Genomic DNA, 15,159 nt, shown 5'->3' on the forward strand with positions numbered 1-15,159 from the left:
TTCTGCGTCGGATGCCTCTACTCTCAGGGAAAACGTAATGGGACAACTGTTGAAAATTCTCGGTCGGACCTCTTCGATCAACGTCAGGAAGGTGCTGTGGACCTGCCAGGAACTGGCCATCGACTACGACCGGGAAGACTGGGGCATCGGCTTCAATTCGACCCAGAACCCGGAATTCCTGGCGCTGAACCCCAACGCCCAGGTGCCGGTGATCATTGACGAGAATGGTGTGCTCTGGGAATCGAACACCGTCTGCCGCTACCTGGTGGGCAAGCATGGACGCAGCGATCTGCTGCCCGTCGAACCGGCTGCGCGGGCGCGGATCGAACAGTGGATGGACTGGCAGGCGACGGAGCTCAACCCGTCATGGGGCTACGCGTTTCACGCGCTGGTGCGCAAGAACCCGGCGATGCAAGACCCGTCGGCCATTGCCGCAGGCATCAAGGGCTGGAATGAGAAGATGGGCCTGTTGGAGCAGCAGTTGAACCGCACCGGCGCGTACGTGGCGGGTGCCGATTTTTCCCTGGCCGACGTGCTCATCGGCCTATCCGTGCACCGCTGGCGCCAGGCGCCCATGGAGCGCCCGCACTACCCGGCCGTTGCCGCGTATTGCAAGCGCCTGGAGCAGCGACCGGGATTTGCCCAGTGGGCGTCCAACGACCACTCGTGAGCCGTTCAATGGCCCTGGGCGAAATCCCGTAGCACCTTGCCGTCCATGCGGTAGCGCACCCATTCTTCCTGAGGCTGCGCACCCAGGGACTTGTAGAACTCGATGGCCGGCGTGTTCCAGTCCAGGACACTCCATTCGAAACGGCCGCAATCGTTGTCACAGGCGATCTTCGCCAGATGCCGCAACAGCGTCTTGCCCGCCCCGCCGCCGCGCTGGTCGGGGTGATGTACAGGTCCTCCAGGTACAGGCAATTGCTGCCCAGCCAGGTGGAGTAGCTGAAGAAAAACACTGCGAAACCGATCGGCACGCCATCGCGCAGACAGATCAAACCGTGGGCGGTCGCGCCTTCGCTGAACAGGCTGCGCTCGATGTCGGCCACACTGGCGATGACTTCGTGACGAGCCTTTTCGTAATCGGCCAATTCGGTGATGAAGGCAAGGATTTGCGGCGCATCGCTGGGTTGCGCGGGACGGATCTCGATCGACATGGACAGGCCTTGTAGCCAATTGAAAACGCCATACTAAGCCGCTACGTCGCGCTCGTCACGGGCAGCGTCCAGCTTCTGGCAGATAGACAGGCGGTTTTCCAATGCGCCATTCGTCGCCCTCCAGGCACCAACCTCGAACCGCCAAGGCCCAAGATCAGGCAAGCATTCAAAAAAATGGAGGCGACACCATGATCACTTCAAGGCTGACTGCATTTACCCTCGCCACGCTGCTGTCCTCGGCGGCGTTCGCGGCGACCACTTCCGGCACCGGGCCGACCGACCCCGTGCAGGCGCCCAACTCCCCGGCCACCCAAGGGCTGCCCAAGTTGAACACCGACGGAACCGGCGGCGGCACCTTGAACAATGGTCAGCCTCCGGCCACCGGCACCGACCCGCGCGTGCAGGGCAATGACATGGGGCGTCAGGGCGGGATGAATACCCCGGACGCCACCGCCCCCGACAACGCCGGGACCGGCGTGGGCTCAAAAACCACCACCGGGGGTTCGGGTTCCGAAGGCGGCGGCGCCAGCCAGTAAGCGCGGCTCACACACCGGAGGAGGAAGGTCCCATGCCTCGTGGAAGCAAAGACAAGTACACCGCCGAGCAAAAGCGCAAGGCCGAGCACATCGAGGAAAGCTACGAGAAGAAAGGCTTGTCCGAAGAGAAGGCCGAGGCCCGGGCCTGGGCGACGGTGAACAAGCAATCGGGCGGAGGTGAGCGCGCCGGCGGCTCGGGGAAGGACAAGCCGGTGGCGCAGAAGAAAACCGATCGCAAGGCGTCCGCCCGCCGCGCCGCCAAGACCCGCGAAGGCCATCCGCGCAGCAGCAAGGCCTCCCACCAGACGCAAACGGTGGACAGCCTGATGAAGGAAGCCCGGGCGAAAAACATCCCCGGGCGTTCGAAGATGCGCAAGCAGGAACTGGTCGAGGCGTTGCGCAAGGCTGGGTGATGGTTGAGCGTCAGGGATGACGCCTTCGCGAGCAAGCTCGCTCCCACAAAGCCCAGGCCGGCACAAGATTCGCACCCACCACAAAATCACCCACCACCGCAGCCACTGTGGGAGCCGGGCTTGCCCGCGAAGGGGCCCGCCCGGCCGCCGCAGGGTTCAGCGCTGTTTCAGGCGGTCGATCACCACCGCCAGCAACAGGATCGAGCCGCGGATGACGTATTGGTAGAAGGTGTCGATGTTCTTCAGGTTCATCGCGTTTTCGATGATCGCCAGGATCAGCACGCCGGCAATCACGTGGCGGATCATGCCGATACCACCGCTGAGCGACACTCCACCCAGGACGCAGGCCGAAATCACGGTCAGCTCGAAGCCCTGGCCGATCATCGGTTGCCCCGAGGTCATGCGCGAGGCCAGGATCACCCCGGCCAGGGCGCCGATCACACCGTGCACGGCGAAAATGATGATCTTGGTGCGATCAACGTTCACCCCCGCCAGCAACGCCGCTTCCTGGTTGCCGCCGATGGCCATGGTGTTGCGCCCATAGGTGGTGTAGTTCAGCAGCCAGCCAAAAAACAGGAAACAGGCAATGGTGATCAGGATCGGCACCGGCACGCCGAACAACTGGCCGTTGCCGTACACGAAGAACGCTTCCTGGGACACGCCCACCGCTTTACCGTTGGCGAAGATGTAGGCCAGGCCGCGGACGATCTGCATCGTCGCCAGCGTGGTGATCAACGCATTGACCCGCAGCTTGGCGATGACGATGCCGTTGATCAGGCCGACGATCAGCCCCATCACCAGCGCCGCGCCGACGCCCAGCAACACGCTGTCGGTGTCGCGCATCACCACGGCCGCGACCACGCCGGCACAGGCGATCACCGAGCCGACCGACAGGTCGAAGTGCCCGGAGGCCAGGCAATACAACATGGTGCAAGCGGCGATGCCGGTGGTTGAAATCGCCAGGCCCAGGCCGCGCATGTTCAAGGGCGACAGGAAGTTGTCGATCAACAGCGTGCAGAGCACGAAGACCCCGATGGCCGCCAGCAACATGGCCCAATCGTCGAGGAAACGTCGCATATCCAGGGGTTTGCGCGCCGTTGGCAGTGCATTGTTTTGAATGGTCATGATTACCTCTCAGTTCGCCGCGTCGGCAACGCGTTGGCGTGGCAGCGCCAGTTGCAGCAGGTTGGATTCATTGGCCTGGTCGCGCGGCAGCTCGCCACGCATGGCCCCTTCGCAGAGCACCAGGATCCGGTCGGAAATACCCATCACTTCCATCAGGTCGCTGGACACCACGATCACCGCGATGCCGTCGGCCGCCAGGTTGTGGATAATCTGGTAGATCTCGGCCTTGGCGCCGATGTCGATGCCGCGGGTCGGCTCGTCCAGCAACAACACCTTCATCGGCATCGACAGCCAGCGACCGAGAATCGCCTTCTGCTGGTTGCCGCCGGACAGGTACATGATTTTCTGCCCCGCCGTCGGGGTCTTCACTTTCAACGCCTTGATCTGTTTGTCGGCGTTGCCCCGCTCCCAATCGCCGCGCAACAGGCACCCCAGGGTGGAATGGGCGCTACGGGCGCTGATGTTGATGTTCTCGCCCACGCTCGCCAGGGGCATGATGCCTTCCTTCTTGCGGTCTTCCGGGCAAAGCAGCACGCCGGCACCGATGGCGTCCCGGGGCGAACGCAGTGTCAGTTCCTGGCCATGCAGGACCAGGCGCCCTTCGGTCTGGCGCTCCAGACCGCTCAGCAAGCGCAGGAGCTCGGTGCGACCGGCCCCCACCAACCCGAACAGGCCGAGGATTTCACCCTTGTGCACCTGGAAACTCACCGGCTCGCGCAGCCCCGGCCCGAGCAGGCGCTCGACCTGCAACGCCACTTCGCCGCGCTCGCGCGCACGGTAATCGTAGATGTCCTGGATATCGCGGCCGACCATGCAGGTGACCAACTGGTCATGGGTCAGCTCGCCCATGTTCTCGAAGGTGCGCACGTAGCGACCGTCCTTGAACACCGTCACCGCGTTGCAGATACGGAACACCTCTTCCATGCGGTGGCTGACATACAGCACCACTTTGCCCTCATCCCGCAGGCGCGCGATGATCGCCATCAACCGGTCGATCTCCCGCGCCGACAGGCTGCTGGTGGGTTCGTCGAAGGCGATGACATGGGCGCCACGGGACAGCGCCTTGGCGATTTCCACCAATTGGCGCTGGCCGAGGGACAGGCGGCCGACCTTTTCGTGCGGGTCGATTTCGTCGGCCAGGCCCTTGAGCAGGTTCAGCGCCTGCTGGCGCAACAACCCACGGTTGACCAGGCCGAAGCGAGCCGGCAGATGGCCGAGGAACAGGTTCTCGGCGACGGTCATTTCCGGCACCAGGTGCAACTCCTGGTGAATCACCGCCACGCCGCTGGCGATGCTGTCGGCGGTGGATTTGAAGGCCATCGTCTGCTCGCCGATCTGCAGCTCGCCGCTGCTCGGGATGTAGGCGCCGCCGAGGATCTTCAGCAACGTGGACTTGCCCGCGCCGTTCTCGCCCATCAAGGCATGGACCTGACCCGGATGCGCGACGAAACTGATGTTGGCCAGCGCCTGCACGCCGGGAAAGGATTTGCCGATCCCGTTGAACCGCAAGCTGCCGCCGATGTTGTGTTGTTGTGTCGCTGTTTGCGCTTGCATAACCACCTCGAACTCACAGAGATCAAGCGGCCCCGTTACCAGGGCCACTCTTGAATCAACCGACCGTCAGTTCCACAGGCCGATTTTTTCCAGCTCCTGCTTGAAGTTCTCGCGGGTGATCAGCGTCACCTCGTCCATTGCGGTGTACTTCGGCGGTTCCTTGCCGGTGGTGATCCACTCGTACATCATCTCGGCGGTCTTGTAGCCTTCGATGTGCGGGCTTGGCAGCATCGACCCAAAGAAGCCGCTGTCGGGTTTCTTCAGCTCGCCAATGGCGTCGGTGCCGTTGATACCGATCCCGATCACGTTCGCCGCCTTGAAGCCGGCGCTTTCGGTGGCGCGCACGCCGCCCAGCACGGTGTTGTCGTTCATGCCGCCGATGATCAGGTTCTTCGCGCCGCTGGGCAGTTTCACCAGGGCGGAGTTGGTGGAGTCCATGCTGCCTGGTACGTCGAGGGTCTTGAGCGCCGAAAAGAGGATATGGTCTTGCGGCATCCCGGCCTTCTTCAACGCATCGACCGAACCGTCGGTGCGCTTCTTACCGGTGTCCAGCTCGTTGAAGGTGTTGATCACCGCGTAGGTGTCCTTCCAGTCCCAGTTACGTTTTTTCGCTTCGGCAGCCATGGCGGCGCCCTGCTTCTGGCCTACTTCGAACGCGGCCATGCCCAGGTACGGGACGTCTTCCATGAACTTGCCGCTGGCGTCGACGAAACGGTCGTCGACGGCAATGACCTTGAGGTCGTTGAGCTTGGCCTTGGCCATGATGGCCGGGCCGAGGGACACGTCCGGCGGGCAGATCACGAAACCCTTGGCGCCGTTGGCGGCCAGGCTGTCGATGGCCGAAAGGGTTTTCTCGCCATCGGGCACGGCGATCTTGATCAGTTCGAAGCCTTTATCCTTGCTCGCCTTCTCGGCGAACGCCCATTCGGTCTGGAACCAAGGCTCCTCGGCCTGCTTGACCAGGAAACCGATTTTCACGGGATCAGCCGCCAGCAAGCTGCTGCTGAGGCTGACCGCGGTAACCGCCAGGGCGGCGCGGCACAGGGAACGGATCCCACGACGATGCTTCATAGTTGACTCCTTGTTTTTTTTATTGAAAGCCAGACGTCCAGGGCCCTGCTCCACCGTCGGTGAAAAAACGCAGGCTGGGCGGTTACAGCACGTTGCTACACAGCATAGGCCTAAATAGTCATATCGTATGATGATTGGATGACAGGCGAAGTTTCACCTGGCCATCCAGGTTCGTTCAGTCGTGGTACATGACCGAACGCCCACCATCGATGGTGATGCATGAGGCATTGATAAAAGGTGCTTCATCGCTGGCCAGGAACACCGCCGTCATGGCCACTTCGATCGGTTGACCGATACGCCGCGGCGGGTGCAGGTCCAATGCTCGCTGGCGTTCGGCATGGGGATCGGCAAAGCCGTTCCAGTAGTCGACGTTCAGCTGGGTTTCGATATACCCCGGGGCGATGGCGTTCACACGAACCCCCTTGGGTGCGTATTCGATGCCCAGGGCGCGGGTCAGGCCCAACAGGCCGTGCTTGGCCACCGGGTATGGGAAACAGCCGGGAATAATGTGGGACGAATGGGTCGAGGCGATGTTGATGATGCTGCCAACGCCCTGCTCGATCATCTGCGGCAACACCGCCTTGCAACCGTACCAGGCACCATCCAGGTCGATGGCGAAACAGCGCCGCCAGTCTTGCTCGGTCATTTCCAACGGGTCGCGGAAGACGTTGACGCCGGCGCAGTTCACCAGCACGTCGATGCGACCATGCAATTCGACAGCCCGGCGGGCCATGGCGTCCAGGTCCTGCGGGTTCGACACGTCAGCCCGCATGGCGTGGACGTCCGCCCCGCGCTCACGCCAGAGCGCGGCCACTTGCTCGACCTTCTGCGCCTGGATGTCGCTGATCACCAATCGCGCCGCCTGCGACGCGAACGCGGCGACGATCGCCTCGCCAATCCCCTGGGCCGCCCCGGTGAGCAACACGACCTTGCCCTTCAGGCGCTCGCCCTTGGGCGGCTCCGGCACGGGCGGCAGGCGAAGCGCATCAGCCATGGATCAAATCTCCTGTTTCCAGGCATGACGAAAACCGGGCATCCACGGATGACCGGTCCAGAGGCACTTGGAAAAACACTGGCTCGCGTACGCCACCGGGGCACACGGGGGAGGATCGTTGCATCACTTCACCTGTCTTGTTTTTTTAGTGTGAGTGCGTCTTGCTGATGGAGCCGACTATAAACCCGGCCGGCCAACAATCTCAATATATATATTTACATCCCATATTCTGGGATTTAACCAGCAAACCTCGTACACGCTATCCCTGGCACATCGACCCGCATCGACAGCACGGCACCGTCCAGCGGGTGGCCCAGCGGGCTCGCCGCGCTGGTGATGTACAGCGTCTTGAGGTCTTCGCCGCCAAACACACAGCTGGTCGGGCGGCTGACAGGCAACTCGATCACTTGGTCGACATGGCCGTCCGGGTGCAAGCGCAGCAGGCAACTGCCATCCCAGCGCGCGTTCCAGATGTAGCCACGGGCGTCCATTGCCGAACCATCGGGCCCGCCGCGCGGGTGGGGGCCGAACCAGACCTCGGGCGGCGCCAAGTGGCCTTCGGGGTAGATAAAGTGCCGATACAGCGTGCCGTCGAGGCTGTCGCCGAAGTACACCGTGGTGCCGTCGGGGCTCCACAGCAACGTATTGGGAATGCCCAGCCCACGTAACAGCGGCATCACCCGGCCGTCGCTACCGACGCGAAACAACCCGCCGGAACGTCGTTCGATGGGCAAGTCTTCGCCGGCATCGCCGATGTTGTTCTGCATGGTGCCGAGCCAGAGCTGGCCCTGGGCATCGCAGCGGGCCTCGTTGGGGCGGTTGCCGGGCTGGGGATCGGCCATGCACAGCAGCGTCAGGCGCGGTTGCAGCCCAGGCGAGTCGAGGTCCAGCCGATAGACACCGCTGCTCAGGGTCACCAGCGCGTCGCCATTCTGGGTTGGGATAAAGGCCGAGACATGCTCGGGCATCTGCCAGATCTGCACATTGGCGCCGATCAACCGCAGCGCCTGCTTGCCGGCGATGTCGACCCAGTACAACGCCTGGGTCGGTTCATCCCAGAAGGGCCCTTCGCCCAATTGCGCACGGTGTTCCGTCACAGCCTTGTACTTCATTGAAATCTCCTGTTCCCGATGGGTCCGGCGGTCTCCGTGCGACCGGCCATGACATTGGGGTAAAAGCGTTTGATCGCCAGGTCGGCGTTATCGATCAGGGTCATGCAGGCCCACACGCCTCGCGCCGCGTCACGGGCAGCGATGGCTTCGGCGATGTCCTTATGGATGGGTAATGTGCGCCGCAGTTCATCCGGGTCGGCGGCCGACACCTCGAACGACACGGCCAGCAACGCCCCGAGGGCCGGGACCATCTGTTCGATGAACTGATTATGGCTGGCGGCGAGGATGCACTCGTGGAAGAACTGGTCGGCACGGTTGTAATCGGTGCCGCTGTCCACCGCCCGTTCCAAGGCATGGTAGGCCAGGCGAATCGCCGTCACCTGGTCGGCCGTGGCACGCTCGCAGGCCCAGCGGACCGCCATTGGCTCGATGGTACGACGCAGGTCCAGCAAGTCATCGACAAAGTTCTCCGGCAGGCCGCTGCGCGACAACCAGCCGACCACCTGCGGGTCGAACAGATTCCAACGACGCACGGGCAATACCCGGGTGCCGACTTTCGGCCCGACCTCCAGCATGCCTTTGGCCACCAGGGTCTTGATCGCCTCGCGAATCACCGTGCGGCTGACGCCCAGCTGTTCGCCCAGGTCCGCTTCGACCTTGATGGTTTGCCCAGGCTTGACCTGGCCGGCGGCTATCCAGCCACCCAACCAATCGACGGTCGATGCATGAAAACTGCTGGACATGGAGACCCCGTGGGCTGTTCTTGTGGTGGCCCACGCTAATCATCATACGATTGGGTGTCAATCCGAATCTTGCACAAAACAATGTGGGAGCGGGCTTGCCCGCGAAGGCGGTAGATCGGCAAACATTGATTTGACTGACTTATCGCCTTCGCGAGCAAGCCCGCTCCCACAGGATCTAAGGCTCCAGGCCTATCGGGTAGAACTCGCCACCACTCCACACACCCAGCCAGCGCTGCCCATCCATCTCACGACTGACCGCCAATTCCACCAGTTGGTAAAACACATTGCGGTGGATCAGCGCTTCGAGATTACTGCGCACATGGACGTAGGGCGCAGGTTCCTGGGTTTGAGGATCGATCACCACCCGCATCGGGTGCTCGGGGCCGGCTTCGGTGGTTTCCTCGACATTGGTGGTAAAACGCAGGAGCTGCCCCTCCCCCTCGCCTTCGACGTCCAGAGTCACGGCCACGAACGGCGCGTCGTCGACCTGAATGCCGACTTTTTCCACAGGGGTGATCAGGAAATAATCATCGCCGTCGCGGCGGATGATGGTAGAGAACAGCTTGACCATCGGCTTACGCCCGATGGGCGTGCCCAGGTAGTACCAGGTGCCGTCCCGGGCGATGCGCATATCGATGTCGCCGCAGAAGTCGGGGTTCCACAAGTGGACCGGCGGCAGGCCTTTGGTCTTGGGGATCTGCCCCAGCAAGTCATTGGCTTTTTGCGGTCCGCTCATGGTGACTCCTCGTGGTTACTCGTCGCTCATCCCCAGCAGGCTGCGGGCATACTCACGCAACGGCGTGGCGATGAGGTCTTGGGGGTGTTTGTCGTGCAACGTCAGTAAACCGCCACGACTCTTGATGCGTGCAGTATCAATCAAATACTGGGTGCTGGTCTCGATCAACATGATCTGAATCACACTGGTGTCGACCCCCAGGCGATCCACCGCTTCCTCGTCCGCCCATTCGTCGGTGTTGCCGATGCGGTTATCCGCCTTGGCGAAACGGGTGTACAGCAGGTAATGAGCGCCGGCGGCGCGGGCTTCGCCCATGGCCTGATCGAGGCCTTCGGGGGCGCGGGCGCGACGAACCATGGGGAAGTATTCGATGAAGCCGTTGAAGGCCTCCTCGGCCACCACGTTGGGCCGCGGATAAGCGCCACCTGGCGGGGCGAAGGCTCCCTGGGCGATGAAGATGAACGAGTCCGGCTGAATACGCAGGTTGTTCACCCGACGGCTGTCGCTGTGGTCCAGCAGGCCGGCATCACTCATGTGGTAACGAACGCCCTCTCCCATGTCGCTGACATTCATGCAGCCGCCAAGCGCCAAAACGGCCAGCAGCAAAACCAGGCTACGCATCCTACCCTCCAAGAACCGGTGTCGGAAAACCGGCGAATGGCCGTGGGATGCAGCTTTTGCGCCAGCTCAGGAACTTGTCGGAATTTCAGCCTCGGATATCCGTGGCGAGGGAGCAAGCGCCCTCGCCACAACGGCCGTCAGCCGCCGATGATTTTCATGATGGTTGCACCGCCGGAAAACGCGACTTCCTGCTTATCCCCCAGCGCCTTGACCAACAATCGTTGAAGGGCAGGCAACGCCTGGTGACGGGGTTTGTCGAGCAGGTCGCCGACAAAGTGCCGATTGCTCGACGACAGGCAGCCGTGCAGCCAACCCGTGGACGACAACCGCAGCCGCGAACAGGTCCGGCAAAACGGCACGCTTTCGTTGGCAATCACGCCGAAATACCCCAGCCCCGGGATCTCGTAGCGCACCGCCGTGGCGTCCACGGGCGCGTTGGCCTGCAGGTATTCGTATTGGTCGCCGATCAGGCTGAGCAGTTGCTGGAGGCTGACGAACTGCTGCAAGAATGCATTCGAGTCGCTGGCCAGGTGCCCCATGCGCATCAGCTCGATGAACCGCAGTTCATAGCCGCGCGCCAGGCAGTATTCGAGCAACGGCATCACCTGGTCCAGGTTCTGCCCGCGCAACGGCACCATGTTGACTTTGATCTTCATCCCGGCGGCCCGGGCCTGCTCCATGCCATCGAGCACGGTCGCCAGGTCACCGCCCCGGGCGATACTGCGAAACGCCGCGGGATCCAGGGTATCGAGGGAAACGTTGATGCGGCGAATCCCGGCGTCAACCAGTAAGGGCAGCTTTTTCGCCAGCAACTGGCCATTGGTGGTCAGGCTGATGTCTTCCAGGCCCATCTGCCCCACCGCGGCCATGAATCGCTCAAGCTTCGGACTGACCAACGGCTCGCCACCGGTAATGCGCAGCCGCTCGATGCCGGCCGCCTCGATCAGGTAGGCCACGCCCCGCGCCATCGCGTCGGCCGACAGTTCATCCTGCGCAGCCACCAGCCGCTTGCCGTCGGGCACGCAGTAGGTACAGGCGTAATTGCAGGCTGAAGTCAGGCTGATCCGCAAATTGCGGAAACGCCTGCCTTGACGGTCAACGATCATGGATCACTCCGGCGAAAGGATAATGGGGCTGATAAAACTTGACCTAGAAATCAAGTCTGCGCAAGGCCCATGCCTGAGTATATTCCTGGGGCACTGCGCCATGTAAGCGGACATGGCGCAATCAGGCAGCTGAATGTCAGTTGCTCGGCACGTCCGTATCGCGCTTGCGCTTGTTGCCCATGCGCACGCCGATGTCCATCAGGAACTGGAAGAAGCCTTCCTGATCTTCCAGCACGTTGCTCCAGAACGGCGAGTGATACAACGCCACCGCGCCATGCACCAGCGCCCAGGCCGCGCAGTAGTGGAAATAAGGCGGCACGTCTTCGAGCTTGCCTTCAGTGATCCGACCCTTGATCAACAACGTCAGGCGCTCGAAGTTCGAGGCACGGATCTTGTGCAGCTCCTCGACCATTTCCGGCACCTGGTTGCCCTTGACCACCTTCTCTTCCAGGCGATCAAACAGGCGGTAGCGCTGCGGGTCGCGCATGCGGAACTCGAAGTAGGCCCGCGACAGCGCCTCCTTGTCCTTGTCCACATCGGCCGAATGCAGCAGCTCGTTCAAATCGCGCTCGTAGTCGAGCATCAGGCGCAGGTAGATCTCCGCCTTGGATTTGAAATGTTTATAGATCGTGCCTTTGCCGATACCCACGGCATCCGCAATCATCTCGACGGTGACACTGTCTTCACCCTGGTCGAGGAACAACTTGAGCGCGGTGTCGAGAATTTCCTGCTCGCGGCGGCGAAACTCACGGACCTTACGGGGTTCTTTGTGCATAAGAAAAAGGTCTGAAGGGTCAAAATTCGAAGCCGGGTATTATGCCTAACTTACGCAAAAATGCACGGATCATCCGTTCTCGACCGCAGTTCTTCAGAAAACCGTGCATGCCAGGCTTCCCAGGATTCACCTCGATACGCTCTACCTCCCTGGCCGCAGCCACAGTGAGAACCTATCCGAAGCGACCGTATTCCAAATTTGTTTAAAAACCGTCCGGGCCCGACTGGACGCGTCGGCATAGTGATCAATACTTCAACTGTCGGCGCGACATCTCCCCCAAGTGACGCGCTGATAAAGGTACCAAAGGACCGCGTGCCTTTGTTTTACTCCTAATGGTCTTAACCCGGATTCACCCCCCAGAACCCGGGTTTTTTTTGCATGAAATTCAGGCCTGCGCCGCGCGGACGTGGGCCAGTGGAAACAATTTCTTAAAATTCTCCGTGGTCTGCTCGGCGAAACGCTCGTACGACTCGCCGCGCAGCATCGCCAGGAACTCCGCCACTTCCCGCACGTATTGCGGCAGGTTGGGCTTGCCGCGATAGGGAATCGGCGCCAAGTAAGGCGCATCGGTTTCCACCAGCAGGCGGTCGGCCGGCACCTTGCTGGCCACGTCTCGCAGGGCATCGGCATTGCGAAACGTGACGATCCCGGACAAGGAGATGTAATAACCCATGTCCAGCGCAGCCTTGGCCATGTCCCAGTCTTCGGTGAAACAGTGCAGCACTCCGGCCTGAGGCAGCGCAGCCTCGCGCAGCAAGGCCAGGGTATCGGCCCGGGCACCTCGGGTGTGAATGATCACCGGCTTGCCGGTCTGCCGAGCCGCTTCCAGGTGCAGGCGGAACGATGCCTGCTGGACGTCGGCGGCTTCGGGCTCGTAGTGGTAGTCCAGGCCGGTCTCGCCAATGGCCACCACCCGTGGATGATCGAGCTCACGCAGCAGCCAGTCGAGCGCAGGGGCGGCGTCAGGTTGGACATCCAGCGGGTGGACACCGACCGAACAATCGACATCGGCATAACGCTCGGCCAGCGCCTTAACGTCGGCGGCGTTGTCGGCGCTGACGCCGATGCACAGGAAATGGCCGACACCTCGCTGGCGGGCGGCGTCCAGGGCGGCATCCAGGGAGCCATCATGGGCGGCGAGGTCGAGGCGGTCGAGGTGACAATGGGAATCTACAAGCATAAAGGGCTGGGCTACATCGTATGGGTAGGACGGTCGGACTTCAGGGAGCCGGCCAAGTGGGTTTCGATCTGGTTGCGGGCGCTATTGTCGCCATCGCTGAACTGCACGCCAACACCGGCGGCGCGGTTGCCCTGGGCGCCCTTGGGCGTCATCCAGATCACCTTGCCGGCGACCGGGATTTTTTCCGCTTCATCCATCAGGCTCAGCAGCATGAACACCTCGTCGCCCAAGCGATAATGCTTGTTCGTGGGAATGAACAGGCCGCCGTTCTTGATGAAGGGCATGTAGGCAGCGTAGAGCACCGACTTGTCCTTGATGGTGAGGGACAGGATGCCATTGCGTGGGCCGGGACTGACAGGTTCGTTCATGCTGATCTCCGCTGCGATTGAGCTCAGTCTAGGCGGTGTCTGTCAGTTGCGACCAGGCAAACTCGCCCACTGCACCAACAGCGCTTCGAGCAACAGTACCCGATTGAGGTTCGCTTTGCTCAGCACCTTCTGACGTTGGGCAAGTATCCAGTCCTGAATGTTCAAGATTTTGTCCTGGCTGCTTTTTTGCGCCAGGTACTGGATCACCTTGCGCATGTCCGCCAGCCCAAGGCCGGCCTCGTCTTCGGTGAGCTGGTAGCGCAGGACCAGGCTCGACCAGTCGCAGAACCAGTCGAACAGCAGGAGCAACGGTATGGCGTTCCAGCCTTCGGCCAACTGCGTGGGCGATTGCTGTTGCTTGAGCAGTTTCTTGACCCCGTCCACCACCAGCGCTCGCTGCTCGCGCACGCCCTGGGCCTGGAGGCTGGCCGCCGCCAGGGGCGAGCCGGCCGCGAGGGTCAGCAACTCGGCACGCTCCTCGTCGGTGTTGTCGGGCAGGGCCTGGGCCAGCCATTGCAGGCTCATCGCCTCGCTCGGCAACGGGCAGGCCTGCTGCACACAACGGCTCTTGATGGTGGGCAACAGGCGGCTCGGCTGGTGGCTGACCAGCAACAGCACGGTGTCCCCGGAAGGCTCTTCAAGGCTCTTGAGCAAGGCGTTGGCGGCATTGATGTTCATCGCCTCCACCGGCTCGATCAACACCACCTTGCGCCCGCCCATCTGCGAGGTCTGGACCACGAAGCTGACCAGATCGCGAACCTGGTCGACCTTGATCGCCTTGTCCGCCTCTTCCGGCTCCAGCACGTAATTGTCCGGATGGCTGCCGGCCTTGAGCAACAGGCAGGATTTGCACTCGCCACACGCGTTCGAGGCCGTCGGGCGCTGGCACAGCAAGCTCGCCATCAGGCGCTCGGCCAATGCCCGCTTGCCGATCCCGACCGGGCCGTGCAACAGATAGGCGTGGGCATGCTGGGCACGACCGGCCAATTGCTGCCAGAGCCCGTCTTGCCAGGGATAGGCTTCAGCCACGGGCGCGCTCCAGCAAACCTGGCAACAACGCGTCCAGGGACTGCTGGACCTGGGCCAGCGGCTGAGCGGCGTCGATCAACAGGTAGCGCGCCGGATCGGCCTTGGCACGGCCCAGGAAGGCGTTGCGCACCGCATTGAAGAAGGCCTGGCCTTCCAGCTCGAAGCGATCCAGTCGGCCACGGGCGCTGGCGCGGGCCAGGCCAATTTCCACCGGCAGGTCGAACACCAGGGTCAGGTCCGGCCGCAGGTCGCCCTGGACGAAGGTTTCCAGTGCACCAATACGCTCCAGGGACAGCCCCCGGCCGCCGCCCTGGTAGGCATAGGTCGAATCGGTGAAGCGGTCGCACAGCACCACCGCGCCACGGGCCAGCGCCGGGCGTATCACTTCGGCCAGGTGTTGCGCGCGTGCGGCAAACACCAGCAACAGCTCGGTGTCCGGGTTCATGACTTCTTCGATCGGCGCCAACAGCACCTCGCGAATCCGCTCGGCCAAAGGCGTGCCGCCCGGCTCACGGGTCAACACCACTTCGATGCCGGCGGCCCGCAGGCGCTCGGCCAGGTAGTCGCGGTTGGTACTCTTGCCGGCGCCTTCCGGGCCTTCCAGCGTAATAAACAAGCCAGTCACGGGCAGTCCTTAAT

At 62.4% G+C, this 15,159-nt stretch carries 17 protein-coding genes and 1 pseudogene; 3 read left to right on the forward strand and 15 right to left on the reverse strand.

The window, feature by feature from the left end:
* Window positions 1-37: 37 nt before the first annotated feature.
* Window positions 38-670 carry a glutathione S-transferase family protein gene (locus tag KI241_RS19105; RefSeq protein WP_123578329.1) on the forward strand — a complete coding sequence of 211 codons (633 nt, stop codon included), beginning with the start codon at window positions 38-40 and terminating at the stop codon, window positions 668-670.
* Window positions 671-675: 5 nt separating this feature from the next.
* On the opposite strand, the pseudogene KI241_RS19110 reads toward KI241_RS19105, so the two are convergent.
* Window positions 676-1,157: pseudogene (locus KI241_RS19110) on the reverse strand (GNAT family N-acetyltransferase).
* Between the two features lie 188 nt (window positions 1,158-1,345).
* On the opposite strand from KI241_RS19110, the gene KI241_RS19115 reads away from it, so the two are divergent.
* Complete coding sequence (locus tag KI241_RS19115) at window positions 1,346-1,693, forward strand: hypothetical protein (RefSeq protein WP_042730312.1); 348 nt, start codon at window positions 1,346-1,348, stop codon at window positions 1,691-1,693.
* A 32-nt stretch (window positions 1,694-1,725) separates the two neighbouring features.
* Window positions 1,726-2,106, forward strand: coding sequence for a Rho termination factor N-terminal domain-containing protein (locus KI241_RS19120; RefSeq protein ID WP_042730313.1), 381 nt, complete (start codon window positions 1,726-1,728; stop codon window positions 2,104-2,106).
* Window positions 2,107-2,262: 156 nt separating this feature from the next.
* On the opposite strand, the gene araH is transcribed toward KI241_RS19120, so the two are convergent.
* From araH to tmk, 14 genes are all read right to left on the reverse strand, one after another.
* Entirely contained in the window at window positions 2,263-3,231 is a 969-nt protein-coding gene (araH, locus tag KI241_RS19125) for an L-arabinose ABC transporter permease AraH (protein WP_042730314.1), read from the reverse strand.
* A gap of 9 nt (window positions 3,232-3,240) precedes the next feature.
* Window positions 3,241-4,785 carry an L-arabinose ABC transporter ATP-binding protein AraG gene (araG, locus tag KI241_RS19130; RefSeq protein ID WP_042730315.1) on the reverse strand — a complete coding sequence of 515 codons (1,545 nt, stop codon included), beginning with the start codon at window positions 4,783-4,785 and terminating at the stop codon, window positions 3,241-3,243.
* Window positions 4,786-4,851: 66 nt separating this feature from the next.
* On the reverse strand, window positions 4,852-5,856 hold the full coding sequence (locus KI241_RS19135; RefSeq protein WP_042730316.1) for a substrate-binding domain-containing protein: 1,005 nt from the start codon (window positions 5,854-5,856) through the stop codon (window positions 4,852-4,854).
* Window positions 5,857-6,031: 175 nt separating this feature from the next.
* On the reverse strand, window positions 6,032-6,850 hold the full coding sequence (locus tag KI241_RS19140) for an SDR family oxidoreductase (RefSeq protein WP_212802881.1): 819 nt from the start codon (window positions 6,848-6,850) through the stop codon (window positions 6,032-6,034).
* Window positions 6,851-7,086: 236 nt separating this feature from the next.
* Window positions 7,087-7,962, reverse strand: coding sequence for an SMP-30/gluconolactonase/LRE family protein (locus tag KI241_RS19145; RefSeq protein ID WP_042730318.1), 876 nt, complete (start codon window positions 7,960-7,962; stop codon window positions 7,087-7,089).
* Window positions 7,959-8,705, reverse strand: coding sequence for a FadR/GntR family transcriptional regulator (locus KI241_RS19150; protein WP_042730319.1), 747 nt, complete (start codon window positions 8,703-8,705; stop codon window positions 7,959-7,961). The genes KI241_RS19145 and KI241_RS19150 overlap by 4 nt, the downstream gene beginning before the upstream one ends.
* Window positions 8,706-8,880: 175 nt before the next feature.
* Window positions 8,881-9,441: a DUF1285 domain-containing protein gene (locus tag KI241_RS19155; RefSeq protein WP_042730320.1), complete on the reverse strand. Its 561-nt coding sequence runs from the start codon at window positions 9,439-9,441 to the stop codon at window positions 8,881-8,883.
* A 15-nt stretch (window positions 9,442-9,456) separates the two neighbouring features.
* Window positions 9,457-10,062, reverse strand: coding sequence for a DUF4823 domain-containing protein (locus KI241_RS19160; protein WP_212802882.1), 606 nt, complete (start codon window positions 10,060-10,062; stop codon window positions 9,457-9,459).
* A gap of 137 nt (window positions 10,063-10,199) precedes the next feature.
* Entirely contained in the window at window positions 10,200-11,168 is a 969-nt protein-coding gene (locus tag KI241_RS19165; protein ID WP_042730322.1) for a radical SAM protein, read from the reverse strand.
* Between the two features lie 136 nt (window positions 11,169-11,304).
* The gene (locus KI241_RS19170; protein WP_042730323.1) at window positions 11,305-11,943 is read right to left on the reverse strand and encodes a TetR/AcrR family transcriptional regulator; all 639 of its coding nucleotides are present in this window, start codon (window positions 11,941-11,943) and stop codon (window positions 11,305-11,307) included.
* Between the two features lie 385 nt (window positions 11,944-12,328).
* Window positions 12,329-13,123, reverse strand: a complete 795-nt coding sequence (locus KI241_RS19175) for a TatD family hydrolase (protein ID WP_123578333.1) — start codon at window positions 13,121-13,123, stop codon at window positions 12,329-12,331.
* Window positions 13,124-13,134: 11 nt separating this feature from the next.
* Complete coding sequence (locus KI241_RS19180) at window positions 13,135-13,491, reverse strand: PilZ domain-containing protein (RefSeq protein ID WP_042730325.1); 357 nt, start codon at window positions 13,489-13,491, stop codon at window positions 13,135-13,137.
* A gap of 42 nt (window positions 13,492-13,533) precedes the next feature.
* Complete coding sequence (locus KI241_RS19185) at window positions 13,534-14,520, reverse strand: DNA polymerase III subunit delta' (protein WP_042730326.1); 987 nt, start codon at window positions 14,518-14,520, stop codon at window positions 13,534-13,536.
* The gene (gene tmk / locus KI241_RS19190) at window positions 14,513-15,145 is read right to left on the reverse strand and encodes a dTMP kinase (RefSeq protein ID WP_042730327.1); all 633 of its coding nucleotides are present in this window, start codon (window positions 15,143-15,145) and stop codon (window positions 14,513-14,515) included. The genes KI241_RS19185 and tmk overlap by 8 nt, the downstream gene beginning before the upstream one ends.
* Window positions 15,146-15,159 lie beyond the last annotated feature (14 nt).

Source organism: Pseudomonas sp. Cab53, from assembly GCF_018325965.1.
GTDB classification, from domain to species: Bacteria; Pseudomonadota; Gammaproteobacteria; order Pseudomonadales; family Pseudomonadaceae; genus Aquipseudomonas; species Aquipseudomonas chlororaphis_E.

Excerpts from the sequence above, each read along its gene's own strand:
- KI241_RS19105 (WP_123578329.1), top strand. The coding sequence starts at position 38 with ATGGGACAACTGTTGAAAATTCTCGGTCGGACCTCTTCGATCAACGTC.
- KI241_RS19115 (WP_042730312.1), top strand. The coding sequence starts at position 1,346 with ATGATCACTTCAAGGCTGACTGCATTTACCCTCGCCACGCTGCTGTCC.
- KI241_RS19120 (WP_042730313.1), top strand. The coding sequence starts at position 1,726 with ATGCCTCGTGGAAGCAAAGACAAGTACACCGCCGAGCAAAAGCGCAAG.
- araH (WP_042730314.1), bottom strand. The coding sequence starts at position 3,231 with ATGACCATTCAAAACAATGCACTGCCAACGGCGCGCAAACCCCTGGAT.
- araG (WP_042730315.1), bottom strand. The coding sequence starts at position 4,785 with ATGCAAGCGCAAACAGCGACACAACAACACAACATCGGCGGCAGCTTG.
- KI241_RS19135 (WP_042730316.1), bottom strand. The coding sequence starts at position 5,856 with ATGAAGCATCGTCGTGGGATCCGTTCCCTGTGCCGCGCCGCCCTGGCG.
- KI241_RS19140 (WP_212802881.1), bottom strand. The coding sequence starts at position 6,850 with ATGGCTGATGCGCTTCGCCTGCCGCCCGTGCCGGAGCCGCCCAAGGGC.
- KI241_RS19145 (WP_042730318.1), bottom strand. The coding sequence starts at position 7,962 with ATGAAGTACAAGGCTGTGACGGAACACCGTGCGCAATTGGGCGAAGGG.
- KI241_RS19150 (WP_042730319.1), bottom strand. The coding sequence starts at position 8,705 with ATGTCCAGCAGTTTTCATGCATCGACCGTCGATTGGTTGGGTGGCTGG.
- KI241_RS19155 (WP_042730320.1), bottom strand. The coding sequence starts at position 9,441 with ATGAGCGGACCGCAAAAAGCCAATGACTTGCTGGGGCAGATCCCCAAG.
- KI241_RS19160 (WP_212802882.1), bottom strand. The coding sequence starts at position 10,062 with ATGCGTAGCCTGGTTTTGCTGCTGGCCGTTTTGGCGCTTGGCGGCTGC.
- KI241_RS19165 (WP_042730322.1), bottom strand. The coding sequence starts at position 11,168 with ATGATCGTTGACCGTCAAGGCAGGCGTTTCCGCAATTTGCGGATCAGC.
- KI241_RS19170 (WP_042730323.1), bottom strand. The coding sequence starts at position 11,943 with ATGCACAAAGAACCCCGTAAGGTCCGTGAGTTTCGCCGCCGCGAGCAG.
- KI241_RS19175 (WP_123578333.1), bottom strand. The coding sequence starts at position 13,123 with ATGCTTGTAGATTCCCATTGTCACCTCGACCGCCTCGACCTCGCCGCC.
- KI241_RS19180 (WP_042730325.1), bottom strand. The coding sequence starts at position 13,491 with ATGAACGAACCTGTCAGTCCCGGCCCACGCAATGGCATCCTGTCCCTC.